Raw genomic sequence first — 13,729 nt, forward strand, 5'->3', positions numbered from 1 at the left:
TTCGTGGTGCGGGGAGCGGTGTGGCGGGGCTAGCGGTGTGGTGGGGCTTGCGGTGCGGCGTGTCGGGCGTCGACCGTGCTCGCGCCGTTCCGCCGCGTCCTGAAGCCGTCCTGCCGGGGCCCGTGCCGCCGTGCCCCGCCCGCAGCCGTTGCGGGGGTCCGGTGGCCCGCCTACGGTTTCCCCATGGCCGCAACCTCCCAGGTCACGCCGTCCCCCGGCGCCGGGCGCGTCCACCTCGCCGGCAGCGGGGAGGGCGCCCGTGCCTCGGACGGCGTGCCCGATCTGACCGCGGTGCCCGGCGTCGCGTCGGTGGACCGGCCGCCGTGGCGGGAGCGGATCACCGACTGCTTCGACACCGCCGACCTGCGTCTCGCCGCCCACGGCATCACCCTGTGCCGCGACCGCGACGGCGAGCACCCCGGCTGGCACCTCACCCGCCCCGGCACCGCGGGCGAGCTGCACGCCCCGCCGGCCAGCGGCACCGCCCGCACGGTCCCGGCCGGCCTCGCCGCCGAAGTCGCGGCCGCCGCCCGGGGCCGGCCGCTGACCCGGATCGCCCGCGTCGTCGACCACCGCGTACGCCTGCGGCTGCTGGCCGCCGACGGCACCGTGCTCGCCGAGGTCGCCCGGGACCACCTCACCGCGGCCCCCGCCGAGGGGCCCGCCGTCACCTGGGACCAGGCCGACGTCCAACTCCTGTCCGGCGAACGGAAGTTGCTCGCCGCCGTCGCGGAGCGCCTCACCGCGGCAGCCGGCCTGCGCCCCGCCGAACCCACCCCACCGCTCACCGCGCTCAACGAGGCGCTCGAGAACGGGGGAGCGGCTGCTGGCGCTGGAGTGGCCTCCGGCGGTGGAGTGGCCTCCGGCGGTGGCGTGCCCGACGGTGAGGTGGCCTCCGACGGTGGCGTGCCCGACGGTGAGGTGGCCTCCGATGGTGGCGTGGCTTCCGGCGGCGTCCCCGTCTCCGACGGCGCCGGCACCACGTTCGACGTCCTCGCCCCCGGTACCGCCGGGCACCTCGCCGTGGACCGGCTGCGCCGCCAGGTCGACGCGCTCACCGCCCGGGACCCCGCCGTCCGGCGCGGTGACCGCGACGCCGTCCGCCGCCTCGGCGTCACCGTGCGGCGGCTGCGCGGCGCCCTGAACACCCACCGGCGCGTACTGGACCCCGGCGTCACCGGTCCGGTCACCGACGAACTCACGTGGCTGGCGCAGGTATTGGGCGAGCATCCCGACCGCGGGAAGCCGGCCCGCCGCCCCGACACCGCAGCCGCCGCAGCCCCGGCAGACCCCGGCACCGGCCGTACCGGTGGCGCCGCCCGTACCTCTGGCGCAGCCCGTACCCCTGGCGCCGGAGCGGCCGGTCCCGGGGCCGGGGGTGCGGCTTCTGACGCCGTACGTCCCCCGAAAAACCCCACCCCCGGCCTCTCCCCGGACCGGAGCCCGGACCGGAGCCCGGACCGGAGCCCGGACCGGAGCCCGGACCGGAGCCCGGACCGGGCCCGCGTGCTGCGGGTGCTGCGGGGGCGCCGGTACTTCGCCCTGCTCGACCGGCTCGACGCGCTCCTCGCCGATCCGCCCCTGCTGCCCGGCGCCGCCGGCCGGGACGACGCAGCGTCGGCCGCCGCGCTCCGGCGCGAGCACCGCGCGCTCGGCCGCCGCATGCGCCGCGCCCTGCGGACCCCGCCGGGGCCGGCCCGGGACGCCGCGCTGTCCGACGCCGGTGAGGCCGCCGAACGCGCCCGGTACGCCGCGGACGACGCCGTCGCGGTCCTCGGGCGGCCGGCCCGCACGTACCGCCGGCGGCTGAAGGCACTGCGACAGGCGCTGGAGGAGCACCGGGAATCCGTGGCGGCCCGTCGCGCGATCGGTGCCGCCGCCGATGCCGCCCGGGCCGCCGGGGAGGACACCTTCGGCCACGGCATGCGGTACCAGGCCGAACTCGACCGGGCCGGCGCCGTCGAGGCCGCCCTGCCGAAGACCTGGCACCGCGCCGACCGGGGACGTCCGGCCCGCTGACCCGTTCGGAACCGGCACGTGACCGACGCGGAACCGGCACGTGACCCCCGCGGAACCAACGCGGAACCAACGAGGAACCGGCGGCGGAACCGGTGCGGGAGGACAGTGCTCCGGGACGCGTTAGCCTTGGGGGGTCTGTCCTGCCGACCCCCGGTCCACCGTGACCGGCAGCACGGACCCGGACCCCTTGGTCATCCCGCCAGCTCATGAGAGACACCGCGATGCCTGTCGAGTCGGTCTTCCCGCGCCTGGAAGCGCTGCTGCCGCACGTCCAGAAGCCGATCCAGTACGTCGGTGGAGAGCTCAACTCCACTGTCAAGGACTGGGACGCCTGCGACGTGCGCTGGGCGCTGATGTACCCCGACGCCTACGAGGTCGGGCTGCCCAACCAGGGCGTCATGATCCTCTACGAGGTGCTCAACGAGCGGGAGGGCGTGCTGGCCGAACGCACCTACAGCGTCTGGCCGGACCTGGAGGCGCTGATGCGGGAGCACGACGTCCCGCAGTTCACCGTCGACGCGCACCGGCCGGTCAAGGCGTTCGACCTGTTCGGCCTCTCGTTCTCCACCGAGCTGGGCTACACCAACATGCTCGCCGCGCTCGACCTGGCCGGCATCCCGCTGGCCGCGGCCGACCGCACCACCGACGACCCGATCGTGGTCGCCGGCGGCCACGCCGCGTTCAACCCGGAGCCGGTCGCCGACTTCATCGACGCCGCCGTCATCGGCGACGGCGAGCAGGCGGTGCTGGAGATCACCGAGGTCGTGCGCGCCTGGAAGGCCGAGGGCATGCCCGGCGGCCGCGACGAGGTCCTGCTGCGGCTGGCGAAGACCGGCGGGGTGTACGTCCCGCGGTACTACGACGTGGAGTACCTGCCGGACGGCCGCATCGCCCGTGTGGTGCCCAACGCCTCCGGCGTGCCGTGGCGGGTCTCCAAGCACACCGTCATGGACCTCGACGAGTGGCCGTACCCCAAGCAGCCGCTGGTGCCGCTGGCCGAGACCGTGCACGAGCGGATGTCGGTGGAGATCTTCCGCGGCTGCACCCGCGGCTGCCGCTTCTGCCAGGCGGGCATGATCACCCGCCCGGTGCGCGAGCGCAGCATCACCGGCATCGGCGAGATGGTCGAGGCCGGCCTGAAGGCCACCGGTTTCGAGGAGGTCGGCCTGCTGTCGCTGTCGTCGGCCGACCACACCGAGATCGCCGACGTCGCCAAGGGCCTGGCCGACCGGTACGCCGAGGACAAGATCGGCCTGTCCCTGCCCTCCACCCGCGTCGACGCGTTCAACATCGACCTGGCCAACGAGCTGACCCGCAACGGGCGCCGCTCCGGCCTGACGTTCGCCCCCGAGGGCGGCAGCGAGCGCATCCGCAAGGTCATCAACAAGATGGTCTCCGAGGAGGACCTGATCCGCACGGTCTCCACCGCCTACGGCAACGGCTGGCGGCAGGTCAAGCTGTACTTCATGTGCGGCCTGCCCACCGAGACCGACGACGACGTCCTGCAGATCGCCGACATGGCCACCCGGGTCATCGCCAAGGGCCGCGAGGTCTCCGGGCAGAACGACATCCGCTGCACGGTGTCCATCGGCGGGTTCGTGCCCAAGCCGCACACCCCGTTCCAGTGGGCGCCGCAGCTGTCCGCCGAGGAGACCGACGCCCGGCTGCGCAAGCTGCGCGACAAGATCCGCGGCGACAAGAAGTACGGCCGCTCGATCGGCTTCCGCTACCACGACGGCAAGCCCGGCATCGTCGAGGGCCTGCTCTCGCGCGGCGACCGCCGGCTCGGCGCGGTCATCCGCGCGGTCTACGAGGACGGCGGCCGCTTCGACGGCTGGCGCGAGTACTTCAGCTACGACCGCTGGATGGAGGCCGCCGCCAAGACCCTGCCGTCCGTCGGCCTCGACGTCGACTGGTACACCACCCGCGAGCGCACCTACGAGGAGGTCCTGCCCTGGGACCACCTCGACTCCGGCCTGGACAAGGACTGGCTCTGGCAGGACTGGCAGGACTCGCTCGACGAGACCGAGGTCGAGGACTGCCGCTGGACCCCGTGCTTCGACTGCGGCGTCTGCCCCCAGCTCTCCACCGAGATCCAGATCGGCCCCACCGGCCAGAAGCTCCTGCCGCTGTCGGTGAAGTAGCCCCCGGCGCGTTCCGCCCGCCCCGGGCCCCCGTCGACCGCGGTCGGCGGGGGTCTTCGCCGTTCCGTCCGGCCGAGCAGCCCCGGGAGCGCGTCGGAACGCCGCTTCGGGTTGTGGGGTTGGAGCAGGGGCCGGCTATTCCGTGATCTGGTCCATCAGCGCCAGATCGGCCTGTGCGTGCTGGCAGGGCTGCCGTGCTTCGGAGAACACGACACGTCGGTAACCGCGGGGCAGAGGAGTCGGTTTGACCTGGGGAACGGCCGCGATCTCGGGGCCGGCGTCGAGTTCCGCCCAGATGATCTTTCCGCCCTTTTTCATGGTCATCGCACCGTAGCCTTTGCTCAGTGCCTGCACGATGGCGAGCCCACGCCCGACTTCGTCATGCTCCTTGGCAGACGGGGGCGGGCTGGCGGGCTTGTTGCTGTCGTTGTCCCACACCTCGATGAACAGCGTTTCGCCCGCCACGCGCACCTGCACCGCGAGCAGTGCCAGCCGTTCCAGGTCGGCGTACGTCGGGTTCGGGTCGGTGATCCCGGTGGCTTCGACGGCGTTGGTGACCAGCTCCGACACGATCACTTCTGCGTCGTCCACGAGGTTTTCCAGCAACCACGACCGGAGCGTGTGGTTGACGAACGCGCGTGCGCATCCGGGTGCCGTCACCGTGGCCGCGCACTTGAGGCGATTTACCAGCAGTTGCATTGCCTACCTCCGAGAATGGCCTGTTCGGCGAGCGGGTGCCGAGAGTTCGGATGCGAAGTCGACGAGGGTGTAGTGGTCGAGCTTCACGACCAGTTGTGCGGCGTGGATGAGGCCGATTCGGGTGTCCGCGAAGGGCATAGTGCCGATGGGGTGGGTCGCGTCAGGGATCGGAACCGTTCCCGACCGGGGCATGTGCATGACCCCGTTCACCCCGTACAGGCGCGGTGCGCGGCAGCGAATGCCGACGTAGTCGTCCCTGAGGTGTGGGCATGCGCTCACGGAGACCGGTACACAGCGAATGCAGACCGGCGGATGAGTGATCTTGATGGGTGCGGGCCATGGCTGCCACTCGTAGTCAGTGCGGCTCAGCAGGAACAGGACTCCGTCATTGGTGGCTTCAGGTCGGGTCGGGGTCCCGCAGACCTGACAAAGGAGCCCGCCCATGGCGCGACGCTGCCGCCCGGCGTGGGTTTTGCCGAACAAAGGTTTCCCCTGCCCCGGCTTGTTTGCCGCGCGCCGCCACAGCACCCCGAAAGCGTCACGGTCGCGCGGGCGTTCGTTCGCGAACCCGATCCGATCGCCGCGCCACACGAGGCGCGGCTGGGCGCGGACTTCACCGCTCCAGGCCGTGATGAACGGGACCTTCCTGCGCAGGCGATCAGATGCAGGGGCCGGGGTGTACCTGCCGATCGGTGGCACGTCGTGCGGGGCCACGCCTGGCGCATCAATCATCAGTTGTCTCCCTTGTGGAAACCCCGCCCGGGTCACGTTGCCCGGTGGCGAGGGAGTCGGGCCCCAAACGTGCTGGCTGCGGCGTGTCCGGGCGGCCACCGCCTTGCCTCGCGGCGTGCGGCGTGATCGTTCGACGCAGGCCCATCCGCTGCTCTCCGTAGCATCTCCGCTACCGGGCACGGGTTCAGAGTGGAGCAGGACAGGGAAGTCTTCAACTTGCGTAAGTTGAACGAAGAGTTGGATGGAAAAGGTTGAACCGGAAAGACTTGGACCCTGAGGAGTCACCAGGGGCGGCATTCGGCGAACGTCTGCGCAGATTGCGAGATGATCAGGGCTGGACGCAGGATGAGTTGGCGGACCGGATCGGCTACTCCGGGACGCACATCTCGGCGGTAGAAACTGGCCGTCGTTCCCCAACTCCCCGTTTCGCGGCGGCCGCTGACAAGGCGTTCGGGACTGGTGATCGCTTCGAGCGTCAGAGTCGTGCGGTACGGCATACGGCATTGCTGGAGGGGTTCCCTGAGTACGTCGCTCACGAGCGACGTGCAACGGAGATCAGACTGTTCGAACTGGGCATCGTTCCGGGGCTGCTTCAGACCCCGGAGTACGCCGCTGCCATCACCAGGGGTGCTGTGAGGCGGGGGGCCATCACGAAGCAGCAAGCTGAGGAACGGCTGTCACTGCTCGCAGACCGCCAAGCGTCCTTGACGCGGTCCCCGGTCCCGCTGGTGTACGCGGTTCTGGACGAAAGCTGCGTTCGGCGTACGGTGGGCGGCTCCGCGGTGATGGCCGACCAGTTGGACCGACTCGTCGAGTTCGCCGAACAGCCGTCCACAGTGTTTCAAATCGCACCATATGATCTTGGAGAACGACGAGCGTTTGACCTGCCTCTGTACATCTTGACGATGCCGGATCGTTCGCTTGTGTCGTACGCCGAGTCTGCACAGCAAGGGCGTCTGGAGCGTGATATGAGCTTCGTGCTGCCCTTGATGACGGCCTACCATCAGCTACAGGCCGAAGCGTCCCCGCAGGCGGACTCGGTAACCATGATCACCCGGTTACGAAAGGGCACTCCGTGACGACCGAATCCCCCCTTTGGTTCAAGAGTTCGCACAGCAGCAACGGCGGCGCGTGCGTCGAGATCGCCACCAACCTCGTTGCCCCTTGCGGCATCGTTCCCGTCCGGGACTCCAAGGACCCGGACGGCCCGGCGCTGACATTCGCCGCCGAGACGTGGTCGGCGTTCGTGGACGCGGTGGGCGCGGGCCGGTTCGGCGCCGTCTGAGCTTCTCGGCGTCCGGGGCGCAGGGAGCCCCAGTGCGACCATGAGGCTTGAAGATCCAGGAGATCGCGGTAGTACTCGCTGACTTAGCCGGGCTGAGGGCGGCGCGGCGGCCTTCGTTTGAGGAGTCAGGTTCCGACCATCCACCTGGATTCACATTTCCTTCACATTCCTGCCATGATGGCCCCTCAGATCTCAGTTCCGTGGGGGGATTCATGTCTGACCACACGCCATCTTGGGCGCAACCACCAAACGAAGAAGGCCCACGGCAGGCCCCCGTGAGCCTTCCGGCCCCGCCGCAACCCCAGTTCTTCCCCGGCCCGCAAACAACCAGCGGCGGGTCCGCGTACGGTCCGCCCGGCCAGGTCCCACCGCCGTGGATGACTGCCCCGGCCGGCGTCCCGAAGAAGAACCGCACGTGGATCAAGTACGCGGCGACAGCGTTCGTCGCCATGTCCATCGGTGTCGTCATGGGTGAAGGCGGGGGCGCCGCGCCGAAGACGGCCACGGCCGTACCCGCCCCGACCGTAACGGTGACGGTGGCGCCTCGGCAGGCCACGGCGAAGCATCCCGTCAAGCAGAAAGCGCAACCGGCCGCGGCGGTCACGCACCCGACGCACAAGCCTGTCCCGCCCGCGGTATCGAAGGACACGGTGACCTACGTGGTGACCGGCAGTTCGGCGGAGGTCACCTACGGGCCGGCCGGGTCGGACTTCAACGGGCATGTGCCGATGACGGTGTCAAAGAAGTTGGGATCTCCGTCGTACTACGCGATCAACGCCCAGTTGCAGGGCGGCGGCACCGTCACCTGCAAGATCGAGGTGAACGGAAAGACGATTTCCCACGCCACGGCGTCGGGCGGCTACAACATCGCCTCCTGTGAGATCACGCAGGACCTGTTCGACTCGGGCTGGCAGGACGCCAACGGCTGAGCCCCCGCCCGTACGAGAGCGGCCTCCCTGTGCGAGGCCGCTCTGCGTTGCCGGGTGAGGGGCCGCCGGTCACGATGCCCGGTTCTTCGCCGCTGACCACACCGGTCCGACCGGTGGATGCCAGTGCGGTGCCCGGCCGTCGACGATGAACGGAAGACCTCCGCTCGCGCGGGGCCGACACTTGCCGACCGGCCGGCATCGCGTACCACCAGCCCGCTTCGCATCCGCTTCGAGGAACGCCTCATGCCCGGCCGGAGCCGGGGCGCGGCGAGGGCCAGGGCCGGTGGGCGGGCCAGCGGTAGTGATGACCTCTTCCCCGGGTGGAGGCCCCCGCCGGCGAATGCGACACGCTGCGCGACCGGCGGGGGCCCGTCCTGAACGGTGCCCGGCACGTTCGACTCCGTCGGTACGCCACGGACCCGGCCCACGCATTCCGGTGACTTCGACGCAGGGATCGGCCGGAGCGGCCGGCGATTCGGTCGGTGGTTCGGGGCGTCCGCCGCGGAGGGTGTCGTCCCGCTGACGCCGGGAGGGCCGGCCGGCCGGTTGCGTGTGCGGGGTCCGGCGCGGACCGCGTAACCTTGGAGGGGAACGACCCACCGCACGAGACCGTGTAAGGACTGACGACACTGGGCAAGCGACAGCCCGAAGGCCCGCCGCCCGCACCCGCGGTGCAGCGCATCCGACTGCGCTACACCAAGCGCGGCCGCCTCCGGTTCACCAGCCACCGAGACTTCCAGCGCGCGTTCGAGCGGGCCCTGCGCCGCGCCGAGGTGCCCATGGCGTACTCGGCGGGCTTCACCCCGCACCCCAAGGTCTCCTACGCGGGCGCCGCCCCCACCGGCGTCGCCAGCGAGGCGGAGTACCTGGAGATCGCCCTCACGCAGACCCGGGACCCCGAGGCGCTGCGGCTGCTGCTGGACGAGTCGCTGCCGGCCGGCCTCGACGTCACCGAAGCCGTCGAGGCGCACACCCCGGGGCTGGCGGACCGGATGACCGCGTCCGAGTGGACCCTGCGGCTGGAGGGCGTCGAGCCCGCCGAGGCGGAACGCGCGGTGCGGGCCTTCCTGGCCGCCGAGACCGTCGAGGTCAGCAGGAACACCAAGAACGGCCTGCGGACCTTCGACGCCCGCAGTGCCGTCACCGCGCTGTCGGTCGCCGATGGTGCGGAATCCGGTACCGATAGGCCCGCGCCGGTAGCTTGTGCGATACTGCGCCTGGTGGTTCGGCATGCAACGCCTGCCGTTCGACCCGACGACGTCCTGTCCGGCCTCTGTTCGACGGCCGACCTCGCGCCGCCGGTCCCCGCAGCGGTGACCAGGCTGGCGCAGGGGCCGCTCGACGAGGGGACCGGCACGGTGACCGACCCGTTGGCGCCAGACCGCGACGCCGCCGAGGCCGCCGCTTCCACGGCCGCCGAGATGTCCGTCGCGACGGCACCGGGTGGTTCCGCGTAGGAGCGGTCGTCGAGCGCCACCGCCGAACCGGGAGCCACCCGGGTCCGGTGACGCACCGACCAGCAGACTTTCGCCGACCCGCGAGGCGGGCCCGGCGAGCGAGACGATAGCTCCCGTGTGGCGCACGCGCCCCGGACGGCGGCGCCGCTCTTCCAGCGGCACCGTGGCCGGAACAGAGCGCGGCGCCCGGGAGCGTGACGGGAGACAGGCCCGCATGCTCGACAACGAGCCCGACAACTCGGCGTCCCAGGCGCCGGACACCAACGAAGCGACCGCCGCCCCGCGCCGCCGTCGCCGTGCCGCGTCCCGGCCCGCCGGACCCCCCGCCGCCACCGCGGCGGCCCCGGAGGCAGCGGACAGCACCCCGGCCGCCGCCCCGGCGCCGGAAGCCGCACCGCAGGCGGCCGCCGCCGAGCAGGCACCGGCGGCCAAGACACCGCGCCGCCGCGCCACCCGCAAGACGGCCGCCCCGGCCGCCGCGGAGCCCGCCGCCGAGGCACCTGCCCCGCAGGCCGAGCCCTCCGCGCCGGCCCCGGCCGACACCCCCGCGCAGACCCCGGCCGCCGCGCAGCCGGACGAAGCCCCCGCGCCGCGCACCCGCCGCCGCGCCACCCGTAAGGCCGCCTCCCCGGAGCCGCAGCCCGAGCCGGCCCCCGCCGCCCCGGCCGCCGCCGCACCGGCCCCCGCCGCCCAGCCGCAGGCCGAGGCCCGTACCGAGGCCCCGCAGCAGCAGGCCGCGGCCGCCGACGACAAGCCCACCCGGGCCCGTCGCACCCGCAAGAAGGCCGCCGCCGCGCCGGCCAAGGCAGCCGACGACAGTTCGCGCCGCCTCAAGCCCGGCGCCCTCGCCGACCAGGGCACCCCCGCCGAGTCCCCGGCGCCGGTCACCCAGGCCGCCCCGCCGGCCCCGGTCGCCGAGGCCGAGCCCGTGCAGCGCGCCACCGGCAAGCGGGCCTCCCGGCGCACCACCAAGGCCGACACCGCGGCCAAGGGCGACACCGCCCAGGCCGACAACGGCAAGGCCGACACCGGCAGAGGCGACACCGCCCAGGCCGACCGCGCCGCCGAAACCGCACCGCAGCAGGCCGCGCAGACGCAGGCCGCCCGTCAGCAGGCCCCGCAGGCCAAGGCGCCGGTCTCGCAGGCCCCGGCCGCCGACGACGCGCCGCAGGCCGATGCGCCCGCCGCGCCGGAGCGCACCCGCCGCCGCGCGGTCCGCCCGCCGACCGCCGTCTTCCAGGCCCCGGTCTTCACCGCCCCCGACTTCACCGCCGCCGCCGAGCCCCGGCAGCAGCCGGAGCGCGCCGCCGAGCAGCGCGCCGCCGAGCAGCCCGACCGCGACGAGCGGGACGCGGGCGAGGAGCCGGAAGGCGGTTCGCGCCGCCGGCGCCGCCGCCGTTCCGGCAGCTCCGAGGAGATCGCCGCCGCCCGGGAGGCCGCCGCCGTACCGGAGCCGGAGGCCGAGCCGGAGCCGGAGCCGGAGGAGGCCGACGAGGCCGACAACGGCCACGACCACGACGACGACCACGAGGACCGCCCGTCCTCGCGCCGCCGCCGCCGGGGCGGCCGCCGCCGCCGTCGCGGTGAGTCCGCCGACGGTGACGACACCGACGGCGACCACGACGGCGACCACGAGTCCGAGGCCGGCCACGACGCGGACGCCGACGGCGACCACGGCCACGGCCACGACGACTCCGACGAGCAGGACCACGACGAGGACGACGACGCGCACGGCTCCAGCAGCAGCCGCCGGCGCCGTCGCCGGCGCCGCCGCGGGGGTGACGGCGGTGACACCGACGCCCACGAGGGCACCGGCGCCGACGACCCGGAGCGGACCGTCGTCAAGATCCGCGAGCCGCGCAAGAAGTCCGAGCCGTCCGACGAGGTCCAGTCCATCAAGGGCTCGACCCGCCTGGAGGCGAAGAAGCAGCGCCGCCGCGAGGGCCGCGAGCAGGGCCGCCGCCGGGTGCCGATCATCACCGAGGCCGAGTTCCTGGCCCGCCGGGAGGCCGTCGAGCGCGTGATGGTCGTCCGGGAGAACGGCGACCGCACCCAGATCGGCGTCCTTGAGGACAACGTGCTCGTCGAGCACTTCGTCAACAAGGAGCAGGCCACCTCCTACGTCGGCAACGTCTACCTCGGCAAGGTGCAGAACGTCCTGCCGTCGATGGAGGCCGCCTTCGTCGACATCGGCAAGGGCCGCAACGCCGTGCTGTACGCCGGCGAGGTCAACTTCGAGGCGCTCGGCATGTCCGGCGGCCCGCGCCGCATCGAGGCCGCCCTGAAGTCCGGCCAGTCCGTGCTGGTGCAGGTCACCAAGGACCCGATCGGCCACAAGGGCGCCCGCCTGACCAGCCAGGTCTCGCTGCCCGGCCGCTACCTGGTCTACGTGCCCGAGGGCTCGATGACCGGCATCAGCCGCAAGCTGCCCGACACCGAGCGCGCCCGGCTCAAGCAGATCCTCAAGAAGATCGTCCCTGAGGACGCCGGCGTCATCGTGCGCACCGCCGCGGAGGGCGCCTCCGAGGAGGAGCTGTCCCGCGACGTCGAACGCCTCCAGGCGCAGTGGGAGGAGATCCAGCACAACGCCAAGTCCGGCAACGCGCCGACCCTGCTGTACGGCGAGCCCGACATGACCGTCCGGGTGGTCCGCGACATCTTCAACGAGGACTTCTCCAAGGTCATCGTCTCCGGTGACGACGCCTGGGAGACCATCCACGGCTACGTCCACCAGGTCGCCCCCGACCTGGTCGACCGGCTCCAGCGGTGGAACTCCGAGGTCGACGTGTTCGCCACGTACCGCATCGACGAGCAGCTGCTGAAGGCGCTGGACCGCAAGGTGTGGCTGCCCAGCGGCGGTTCGCTGGTCATCGACCGCACCGAGGCGATGATCGTGGTCGACGTCAACACCGGTAAGTTCACCGGCCAGGGCGGCAACCTGGAGGAGACCGTCACCAGGAACAACCTGGAGGCGGCCGAGGAGATCGTGCGCCAGCTGCGGCTGCGCGACCTCGGCGGCATCATCGTCGTCGACTTCATCGACATGGTCCTGGAGTCCAACCGCGACCTGGTGATGCGCCGCCTGCTGGAGTGCCTGGGCCGCGACCGCACCAAGCACCAGGTGGCCGAGGTCACCTCGCTGGGTCTGGTCCAGATGACCCGCAAGCGGGTCGGCCAGGGCCTGCTGGAGTCGTTCTCCGAGACCTGCGCGCACTGCAACGGCCGCGGCGTCATCGTCCACATGGACCAGGCGACCACCATCGGCGGTGGCGGCAAGCGCAAGAAGAAGGGCCGCCCCGGCGCCGGTGTGGTGCCGGAGCCGGAGCTGGTGCTGGAGTCCGCCGACGTCGGCCAGGACGACGCCGACCTGGAGGAGCCGCAGGTCGCCGACGAGGTGGTGGCCGAGGCCGAGGAGGCCGTCGAGGAGTGGTTCGGCAGCGCCGCGGAGGCCGAGGCCGCCGCGATCGCCACCGCCACCCGCCGCGGCGGCCGCAACCGCCGCCGGGCCACCCGCGCCGCCACCGCGCCGGCCGGCCCGCCGCCGCAGGCCGCCGAGCCGGAGGCCGCGGTCGTCGTGGTCCCCGTCGCGGAGGAGCCGGTCACCCCGGCGCCCGCCGAGCCGGAGCCGCAGGCCGAGCCGGAGCCCGTCGCGGAGCCGGCCCCCCGGCGCCGCCGCGCCACCCGCAAGGCCACCGCGCCGGCCGGTGCGCCGCCGGCCGCCGAGGCCGCCGAAGCCGCCGTGGTGGTCGTCGCGGCCACCCCGGTCGCCGAGGAGCCGGCCGACGTGCCGCAGCCGCAGGCCGAGCCGGAGCCCGCGCCCGCCGCGGAGCCGGCCCGTCCGCGCCGCCGGGCGAGCCGCAAGGCGTCCGCGCCGGCCGGCCCGCCGCCGTCCGCCGAGGGCGAGGCCGCCGTGGTCGTCGTCCCGGCCGCCGCGCCGGACAGCGAGCCGCAGCCCGCGCCGGCCGCCGCACCCGAGGCGGAGCAGGCCCCGCAGGCCGCCGCGGCCGACGAGGCCGGGCAGCCGGAGCCGAAGAAGCGCGCGGTCCGCAAGACCGCCGCGAAGAAGACCGCGGCGAGCGCGGAGCCGGCCAAGAAGACGGCCGCCAAGAAGACCGCGGCGAAGAAGGCCGCCCCCGCCAAGACGGCGGCCAAGAAGGCGGCCACCAAGACCGCCAAGAAGGCCACCACGAAGAAGGCGGCGGCCAAGCGGACCTCGGCGGCGGAGCAGGACGGCCCGGCGGTCGTCACCGTCTCCACCGACGAGGCCTGAGACACCGGCCCGGGGCCGGCGGACCAGCGTCCGCCGGCCCCGGGCCGTCGCCCGTTCGACCGCCCGGTGCCGCCGGGGAACGGGTGAACGACCCCGGTCCGCACCGGACCCGCAGTCAGTTTGACCCGTGTCACGGGTCAAACGTAATGTTGACCCTCGGCGCTTCAGCGCCCCCGCACCTGAGCACATCCCTC

Annotated in this window: 9 protein-coding genes; 7 read left to right on the top strand and 2 right to left on the bottom strand. The window is 73.0% G+C overall.

Annotation, left to right across the window (positions count from 1 at the left end; genetic code table 11):
• Positions 1 to 183: 183 nt before the first annotated feature.
• Together POF43_RS18955 and POF43_RS18960 are read left to right on the top strand one after the other, a co-directional pair.
• Positions 184 to 2,019 carry a CYTH and CHAD domain-containing protein gene (locus tag POF43_RS18955; RefSeq protein ID WP_271322828.1) on the top strand — a complete coding sequence of 612 codons (1,836 nt, stop codon included), beginning with the start codon at positions 184 to 186 and terminating at the stop codon, positions 2,017 to 2,019.
• Positions 2,020 to 2,240: 221 nt separating this feature from the next.
• Positions 2,241 to 4,163, top strand: coding sequence for a TIGR03960 family B12-binding radical SAM protein (locus POF43_RS18960; RefSeq protein ID WP_271316095.1), 1,923 nt, complete (start codon positions 2,241 to 2,243; stop codon positions 4,161 to 4,163).
• A 135-nt stretch (positions 4,164 to 4,298) separates the two neighbouring features.
• Here the strand turns inward: POF43_RS18960 and POF43_RS18965 are convergent, their stop codons facing one another.
• Positions 4,299 to 4,862: an ATP-binding protein gene (locus POF43_RS18965; protein ID WP_271316096.1), complete on the bottom strand. Its 564-nt coding sequence runs from the start codon at positions 4,860 to 4,862 to the stop codon at positions 4,299 to 4,301.
• Between the two features lie 3 nt (positions 4,863 to 4,865).
• Positions 4,866 to 5,594 carry a hypothetical protein gene (locus POF43_RS18970; protein WP_271322827.1) on the bottom strand — a complete coding sequence of 243 codons (729 nt, stop codon included), beginning with the start codon at positions 5,592 to 5,594 and terminating at the stop codon, positions 4,866 to 4,868.
• Between the two features lie 251 nt (positions 5,595 to 5,845).
• Here POF43_RS18970 and POF43_RS18975 point away from each other — a divergent pair, with 251 nt between their 5' ends.
• The 5 genes from POF43_RS18975 (at position 5,846) to POF43_RS18995 (ending at position 13,535) form a co-directional block, all read left to right on the top strand.
• Positions 5,846 to 6,673: a helix-turn-helix domain-containing protein gene (locus POF43_RS18975; RefSeq protein WP_271316098.1), complete on the top strand. Its 828-nt coding sequence runs from the start codon at positions 5,846 to 5,848 to the stop codon at positions 6,671 to 6,673.
• Positions 6,670 to 6,879 (top strand): DUF397 domain-containing protein, encoded by a 210-nt coding sequence (locus POF43_RS18980; RefSeq protein WP_271316099.1) that lies wholly within the window; start codon positions 6,670 to 6,672, stop codon positions 6,877 to 6,879. Before POF43_RS18975 ends, POF43_RS18980 begins: the two co-directional genes overlap by 4 nt.
• 377 nt (positions 6,880 to 7,256) lie before the next feature.
• Positions 7,257 to 7,808 carry a hypothetical protein gene (locus POF43_RS18985; RefSeq protein WP_271316100.1) on the top strand — a complete coding sequence of 184 codons (552 nt, stop codon included), beginning with the start codon at positions 7,257 to 7,259 and terminating at the stop codon, positions 7,806 to 7,808.
• Between the two features lie 671 nt (positions 7,809 to 8,479).
• Positions 8,480 to 9,265 carry a TIGR03936 family radical SAM-associated protein gene (locus POF43_RS18990; protein ID WP_271316101.1) on the top strand — a complete coding sequence of 262 codons (786 nt, stop codon included), beginning with the start codon at positions 8,480 to 8,482 and terminating at the stop codon, positions 9,263 to 9,265.
• A gap of 214 nt (positions 9,266 to 9,479) precedes the next feature.
• Positions 9,480 to 13,535 carry an Rne/Rng family ribonuclease gene (locus tag POF43_RS18995; RefSeq protein WP_282704656.1) on the top strand — a complete coding sequence of 1,352 codons (4,056 nt, stop codon included), beginning with the start codon at positions 9,480 to 9,482 and terminating at the stop codon, positions 13,533 to 13,535.
• The last annotated feature ends 194 nt before the right edge of the window (positions 13,536 to 13,729 follow it).

The organism is Streptantibioticus silvisoli (assembly GCF_027947535.2).
In the GTDB taxonomy this organism is placed as follows: Bacteria; Actinomycetota; Actinomycetes; order Streptomycetales; family Streptomycetaceae; genus Streptantibioticus_C; species Streptantibioticus_C silvisoli.

Bases quoted from the DNA above. Each gene is read 5' to 3' on its own strand.
- POF43_RS18960 (WP_271316095.1), top strand. From the start codon at position 2,241: ATGCCTGTCGAGTCGGTCTTCCCGCGCCTGGAAGCGCTGCTGCCGCAC.
- POF43_RS18985 (WP_271316100.1), top strand. From the start codon at position 7,257: ATGACTGCCCCGGCCGGCGTCCCGAAGAAGAACCGCACGTGGATCAAG.
- POF43_RS18965 (WP_271316096.1), bottom strand. From the start codon at position 4,862: ATGCAACTGCTGGTAAATCGCCTCAAGTGCGCGGCCACGGTGACGGCA.
- POF43_RS18970 (WP_271322827.1), bottom strand. From the start codon at position 5,594: ATGATTGATGCGCCAGGCGTGGCCCCGCACGACGTGCCACCGATCGGC.
- POF43_RS18955 (WP_271322828.1), top strand. From the start codon at position 184: ATGGCCGCAACCTCCCAGGTCACGCCGTCCCCCGGCGCCGGGCGCGTC.
- POF43_RS18995 (WP_282704656.1), top strand. From the start codon at position 9,480: ATGCTCGACAACGAGCCCGACAACTCGGCGTCCCAGGCGCCGGACACC.